The organism is Parasynechococcus sp., assembly GCF_042954325.1.
In the GTDB taxonomy this organism is placed as follows: domain Bacteria; phylum Cyanobacteriota; class Cyanobacteriia; order PCC-6307; family Cyanobiaceae; genus Parasynechococcus.
In genome coordinates, this window is record NZ_JBGKDS010000074.1 from 1 (window position 1) to 5,260 (window position 5,260).

Annotated in this window: 9 protein-coding genes and 1 pseudogene; 3 read left to right on the forward strand and 7 right to left on the reverse strand. The window is 57.2% G+C overall.

The window, feature by feature from the left end:
- Positions 1-110: 110 nt before the first annotated feature.
- On the reverse strand, positions 111-659 hold the full coding sequence (locus tag ACGVKB_RS09925) for a Crp/Fnr family transcriptional regulator (protein ID WP_392351580.1): 549 nt from the start codon (positions 657-659) through the stop codon (positions 111-113).
- Positions 660-764: 105 nt separating this feature from the next.
- On the opposite strand from ACGVKB_RS09925, the gene ACGVKB_RS09930 reads away from it, so the two are divergent.
- The 3 genes from ACGVKB_RS09930 to ACGVKB_RS09940 all read left to right on the forward strand — a co-directional run bounded on the left by ACGVKB_RS09930 (position 765) and on the right by ACGVKB_RS09940 (position 1,616).
- Complete coding sequence (locus tag ACGVKB_RS09930) at positions 765-1,031, forward strand: hypothetical protein (protein ID WP_392351581.1); 267 nt, start codon at positions 765-767, stop codon at positions 1,029-1,031.
- Positions 1,032-1,096: 65 nt separating this feature from the next.
- Positions 1,097-1,348 (forward strand): hypothetical protein, encoded by a 252-nt coding sequence (locus ACGVKB_RS09935; RefSeq protein ID WP_392351582.1) that lies wholly within the window; start codon positions 1,097-1,099, stop codon positions 1,346-1,348.
- 163 nt (positions 1,349-1,511) lie between these two features.
- Complete coding sequence (locus tag ACGVKB_RS09940) at positions 1,512-1,616, forward strand: DUF4278 domain-containing protein (RefSeq protein WP_392351583.1); 105 nt, start codon at positions 1,512-1,514, stop codon at positions 1,614-1,616.
- A 43-nt stretch (positions 1,617-1,659) separates the two neighbouring features.
- On the opposite strand, the gene ACGVKB_RS09945 is transcribed toward ACGVKB_RS09940, so the two are convergent.
- The 6 genes and pseudogenes from ACGVKB_RS09945 to ACGVKB_RS09970 form a co-directional block, all read right to left on the reverse strand.
- The gene (locus ACGVKB_RS09945) at positions 1,660-1,845 is read right to left on the reverse strand and encodes a hypothetical protein (RefSeq protein ID WP_392351584.1); all 186 of its coding nucleotides are present in this window, start codon (positions 1,843-1,845) and stop codon (positions 1,660-1,662) included.
- Between the two features lie 133 nt (positions 1,846-1,978).
- Positions 1,979-2,104, reverse strand: coding sequence for a hypothetical protein (locus tag ACGVKB_RS09950; RefSeq protein ID WP_392351585.1), 126 nt, complete (start codon positions 2,102-2,104; stop codon positions 1,979-1,981).
- A 216-nt stretch (positions 2,105-2,320) separates the two neighbouring features.
- Positions 2,321-3,220 carry a 30S ribosomal protein S6--L-glutamate ligase gene (rimK, locus tag ACGVKB_RS09955; protein WP_392351588.1) on the reverse strand — a complete coding sequence of 300 codons (900 nt, stop codon included), beginning with the start codon at positions 3,218-3,220 and terminating at the stop codon, positions 2,321-2,323.
- Positions 3,221-3,310: 90 nt separating this feature from the next.
- Positions 3,311-3,685, reverse strand: a pseudogene (locus ACGVKB_RS09960) (ATP-dependent zinc protease); the annotation flags it as partial.
- A 14-nt stretch (positions 3,686-3,699) separates the two neighbouring features.
- Positions 3,700-4,461, reverse strand: coding sequence for a 16S rRNA (uracil(1498)-N(3))-methyltransferase (locus tag ACGVKB_RS09965; RefSeq protein WP_392351586.1), 762 nt, complete (start codon positions 4,459-4,461; stop codon positions 3,700-3,702).
- A 27-nt stretch (positions 4,462-4,488) separates the two neighbouring features.
- Positions 4,489-5,260 (reverse strand): delta-class carbonic anhydrase (locus ACGVKB_RS09970; protein WP_392351587.1); only part of this gene is annotated, 772 nt, incomplete at its 5' end.

Genomic DNA, 5,260 nt, shown 5'->3' on the forward strand with positions numbered 1-5,260 from the left:
CGCGATCGTCGCATCGCGCCATGGATTGACGGACGCAGCGGAGACGTCTCCAGATCCACTCTGTCTCCAGACAAAGGTCACCCACCAATCCCAGTGTCACTGACATGGGCTTAGAAGCTGAGAGGTGAAGACTCAATCAATGAGGGGGCCAGGTTCATGTTGATGTCGCTTGCCGACATCTCAACCAAATCAGCTTGGCGCCATTTCGACAGGAGACGTGTCGTCGTGACACGCGTCGCACCAATCAACTCGCCAAACCGTTCATGGGTCAGACGAAAGGGCAGTTGAAATGAATCACGGCAACGCAAGCCCAATCGATTCACCAAAAGAGCCATGAGTGCCTGCAAACGTTGCTCAGCCTGTCCGAGATGGCGAACGCGGAGCAATTGCAGCGTCCACTCATTCACCGCATCCATCCCAAGCTCCTCGCTATTGACCACATCACGGCGGAACTTCAGCGGAGTCAGAGCCTCGATACAGGCGCCATCACTGCACAAACGATCGGTGCGCAAACGATCTCCAGCCTGAAGAAAAGCAAGGGTCATCCCCTCTGTTTCCTCACAGGGGCAATAGACACGGCAAACCCCCTCCACCACCTCAAGAACCGTGGCTTGCTCACGGCCGGCGGGATCGAGCAGAACCGTCTGCGACCGCGGCATCGACATCGGCGCGACGGGGTCGTCGGGCGGAAAGCAAAAGCTTGAGGAAGCCACGAATTATCGCGATTGAGAATTGATTGCAACAGTAGGCGGATTGTTTCGAGAATGCAAGTCATTCTCAATAAGGGTGCGCGACTCAAGGTTGGAGCCTTTGCCCTGCTGGGAATGGCCAGGGCTGTGATCGGCTTGTTGCAACAAACAGCGCAACAGCTCGGCGTCTCCTTGGATGCGGACCATCGACAACGATCAACTCAACAGACCCCAGGCTGTGCAAGGTCTCTGGCTGGCCGCGTTGAAATTCGACAGAGTCCGGTGATCAAAGAACGCCTGCGCTGTATCAGCCTGGAGGCGATCGCCCAAAAGACCCTTTGATCCCGCCCCGCCCACAGGCGAAGCAAGGCCGCGCCAGAATGTAACGAAGCTGTTACATCCCTCTCATGACTGTCGGTGAGGTCTTTCTGGAATCCCTGAGCACTGGTGTGATCACGGAGCGTGAGGTGAATTGGTTGACCACCAACCAAACCAGCTTCAATCGAGCAGAAGAGGCCACAGCACTGCGGCTTGGGCGTTTGATTGATGCAGGAGACATCAACCTTGGCTGCCGCATGCCCCTGACCAAACAACCATCAACACTGGAGGATTGGCTGGAACCACTGGGTCGTCGTCGGGGACGCAGAGCCGGCCTTTGAACCAAAAGAATGGATGTGTATCGAGCTGAACGACACGTGTTCAGGCTCCTTCGTTACAACGAGGGAGTAGCAACTGCTACGCAACGTTCACCTCGTCCACGGCGAGGCGCAGTTCGACTCAGGCCATGGAACGGGGACCTGAGCTTGCTTCGAGGAACCATCCATGACCCTCACCTATCGCGGCCAAAAGTACGTCCAGAAGAACGCTGTCGCCTCAAACACCGACAAAGTCGTTCTCGTGTATCGAGGCCTCAAAGTCACCAAGTGACGCTTTTCCCTTTCTTGAATGACCCCGCCAAGGCGGGGTTTTTTTATGGCAGGTGATCCACCAACATCCAGCGCGCGAGATCCTGCAACCCAGCAGCCAATTCGTGTTCACCCTCCAATAACAGCATCGAGCGCAGTTCCAGCACGCCAGCCAGATCCATCGACGTGGAATGGTTGATCAGGCTGCGAGCCGAACAACGGGCAAGAACGAGGGCAAGGCTCATGGTCATGCCTTCACCCTGACCCAAGCCAACGTCCGCCGGAGCGTCTTTTCGCTATTTCGGCTGATTTGAACGATGCCGACGGGGCGCTGAAGCCAAGCCGCTGAGGCCAAGCCAACGATGGTGGTGAAACCAGCCGTGATCAACCGAGATGGTCGATGACAGCACCAAGATTCATCCCCGCCTTGAGATACCCCGCGACAACAAGAGCCACGACCATCGCCATCAGAAGCATCACCGATACGGCCAGCTTGGTCGTGTCAGACATCGATCGTTGCTGTCATCAAGGGAAGTGCAGAGTCAGGACGGCGTCGTTGGAGCGATGAACAACGCAAAATCGATGAAAACCAATTGATCAACACCAGCGAAGCCAGCGTTGATGCGCTTGTGCGATGCACGCCCTCAATGTGGAGGCGAGACGCCATGGAAACCAGAGGCTGATGACAGATCATCAGGCGGCGGACTCCCTTTGGAACCGAGTTCCCTAAGCCACCAGAGGCCGAACCCAGCCGAGTTTGCGCTCCAGATCCTGGATCATCTGCCCGGCCAGATCCTTGCCCGTGGCCGTTTCAATGCCCTCCAGTCCTGGACTGGAATTCACCTCCAGGAGCAGAGGGCCACGTTCCGCACGAATGATGTCGACTCCGGCGACATCCAGGCCAAGAGCACGGGTGGCCGCCAATGCCAGACGCCGCTCCTCAGGACGAATCCGCACGGCTTGTGCCGATCCACCCTGATGAATGTTGGAACGAAAATCACCCACTGCTGCGGTTCGCTCAATGGCTGCTACCACCTTTCCTCCAATCACAAAACAGCGAAGATCTTTACCGCCAGCTTCCTTGATGAATTCCTGAACCAGCAAATTGGCATTCAGACTTTTCATCGCATTGATCACACTTTCCGCGGCTTTCTGAGTTTCAGCCAGCACGACTCCTCGGCCCTGCGCACCCTCAAGCAACTTGAGAATCAAGGGCGCACCACCAACCATTTTGATCAAATCTTTGGTGTCGAGCGGCGAACTCGCAAAACCCGTCACCGGCATGCTCAGACCGTGGCGAACAAACAACTGAGACGCCAGCAATTTGTCGCGAGATCGTTTGATCGGCTCCGCCGCATTGAGCACCCGAATGCCCATCGCTTCGAATTGTCGGGTGATCGCACAGCCGTAAAAGGTAATGCTGGGACGGATCCTCGGAATCACGGCATCAATGCGTTCAAGCACATTTCCCCCGCGGTAGTGCATCTCCGGGTTCTGCGGGTCCAAGCGCATGTAGCACTGCTTGACGCTGAGGAATTCCATCCGGTGGCCCCGTTCCTCCCCCGCCTCCATCAGCCGCCGGTTGCTGTACAACTCCGGATCAGTGGCCAGCACGGCAATCCGCAATCCTGTTCGTTCGGTGCGCAGGTGGGCATACATCTCCTGAAGCGCATCGGGGGACACCTCACCGAGCTGATGACTTCCCTCGGGATCCACCAGGACACGACCCACCATGGCCTCACGCCCCAACAACATTCGGAAGCCCATGGCATCCCGATTGGTGAGGGTGAGCTCGATCGGCCAGGACTGATCACCCAGCACTAACTCCTCACGAATCACATAGCGGTTTTCTGTGATTCCACTGGTGTTGCGCACCCCACGCCGTTCCAGGACAGCCGCCTCATGCCGCACCACAACGGAGCGATCGTTCTGCAACGGATGAACCTCAAAACTGATCCAATCCGCGCCATCGCGCTGAATCGGAACAATGTTGAACGCATGCAGAGAGGATGTCGCAGCCCCGGAATCCACACGGGCCTTGATCGCAGGAAGGCCGAGTCCGGGCAAGGAGCACCACTCCTCACTGCCCACGATGAGTTTGTTGGTCAAGGCCGCGGAGGGTCCTGATTGAAAGAGCGAGTAACGCTAGGACCAGCGGGGTCCAACGATTGCGCTAAGACCGTGGTAAGGGCCGTATCCACACTGAGAATCCTCCGCCCCAGGTGAACCCGGGTGGCGAGGACCGATTGGGCCAGGGCGATTTCAAACGGAACAAAGCCACCCTCCGGGCCAATCATCACAACCGCCGCTTGATTCGAGACATCCGAAAGGGCCGTTGGAGCACCCTGATCGGTGAGCCAACAGGGACGATCGCCACAGAGACCAGGGAGCTCATCTTCGACAAACGGGCGAAAGCGTTTGTGCAGGACAACCTGCGGACAAACGGTGTCCATGGAACGCTCCATCCCAGCAAACAAGGCCTCTTCAATCTTGTCCGGGCGCAGCAATGGAGATTGCCAATAACTTTTCTCCACCCTGGCCGTATTGATCAGATGCAGATGTTCAACACCAAATTCAGCAACGGCCCGAAAAATACGCCGCAACATCTTCGGTCGTGGCAAAGCCAAGACCAGATCAAAGCGATGTCGGGGCGGTGGGGGTTCCTGCAGGTCCACCTGCAGATGAATGGCATCGTTGTCGATCTGTTCAATGACACCAACACCCCGCAAGCCACCGACACGCCCAAGCTTCAACACATCACCAACCGTGGAGCGCAGCACCTGGCGGATGTGATCAGCGCGGTGATCCCGCAGGCAGACGCGGGATGAATCCAGCCAATCACCAGACCTGAGCAGGATGAGATTCATCTGATCCGAAGCATCTGCCCCTCTTCCTCAACGCTGCCCTGCGGGAATGGGTGAGAGCAGCGTTTGATTGAGGACCAGATTCCGCACACCGTGGGCGGCCGTTTCGTCAAAGGGGTTGTCACGAAGCCAGCGATCAACGGAGCTGATATCGACCTTCAACACACGCGGACGAACATTCCAAGTGACCTGAAAGGGTGAAGCCGTTTCGTTGTAGCTCGGCCCTGTGGTGGAACCGGCATAGCTGACGGGTTGCCCCAAATCAGTCGGCAATCCCGTGGCCTGATACAGACCATTGACGCGATTGATTTGCGTTAAGGCCTGAAAATCGGCAGCAGCAGGATCATTGACGAGAACCACAACGATGGTCTCCACCCGGAGCTGTGGATTTGTGATGGCTGGATCGACGCAAGAGCCCAGGCCTGGGCCCGGCTTGACCTTGGCGGAACTATGCACGTAATGCACCTCGAGGGTGTCGCCTGGCTCCAGCACACCGTATTTGCCCTTGCCGACCGTGAATGACAGCGGTCGACGCTCGGCCGCACTCAAAACGCCGTTGTAGCGATAGCCAGTCCCAGCACCATGGCCATCACCCGGCCCCGCATAGGTGGTGAAGTCTCCCCCTTTATGTTCCGCATTGGCATGGAAATGAATATTGCAGAGATTCAGCGTTGCGCGAGACGGAGCGGCGGCGAACGTACGCCGATTCAAGCCATTGATTTGGTTGAGATCCCGCGGGGATTGCGGACCAAATCCTTGCTTCGAGGTCGAACGGGCCAGTGACTCGCGCTGGCGGTCAATC